Source organism: Brevundimonas sp., from assembly GCF_046293315.1.
Classification (GTDB): domain Bacteria; phylum Pseudomonadota; class Alphaproteobacteria; order Caulobacterales; family Caulobacteraceae; genus Brevundimonas.
The window spans coordinates 1-640 of record NZ_JBKBPF010000073.1; the positions used below are offsets into that span (position 1 = coordinate 1).

Consider the following 640-nt stretch of genomic DNA (forward strand, 5'->3'; position numbering starts at 1 on the left):
CGCGCGCTGCGGGGCCGCGACCTCGGGCAGGGCCAGATCGCCGGCCCGCCCGGCGACGGCCAGACGCGGCCGCTGGAAATCGGGCCGCAGCCAGCGCACCCGCCCCGCCCCCTCGTCCCGCGCGCGCTCGATGTTCAAGGCGGCCAGGCGGGCGACGATCTGGGCCGCCTCCAGATCGGCGGGCCAGCCATAGGCCTCGGTCACGGCGCGGTCGATGTCGTCGTGCAGGTCGCGCAGGATCAGCACCAGGCCCCGGTCGCGGACCGAAGCGTCCCGATCGGACAGGGGCGCGCCCGCGCGAACCGCCTCCAGCACATTGTAAAGGCCGGTCAGGGTCAGGTCCGGATGCTGGGCCAGCACCCGCTTGCGCAGAGCGTCCATCTCCTCGGCGGCGACGGCCAGGCGGGCGCGGGCCGCGTCGGTCAGATCAGGGAAGGGAAAAGGGTCAAAGCAGCGGGATTTCACATAGACCGCGTCCTGGTCATAGACGCCGATCCGGCCAGAGTTGGCCAGATACCAGAGCCGATGCGCGTGCGAGCTGAGCAGGGCCAGGTGGGCCGCGTCGCTGCTGGCGATGGCGATCAGCTTGTTGTCCGGCAGGATCGCGGCGTCCAGGAACTGGAACACCCGGTGCTTGGCC

At 71.9% G+C, this 640-nt stretch carries 1 pseudogene; it reads right to left on the minus strand.

Going from position 1 to position 640, the window contains the following annotated elements:
• Positions 1 to 640 (minus strand): annotated as a pseudogene (locus ACK4SE_RS14075) (class I SAM-dependent DNA methyltransferase); the annotation flags it as partial.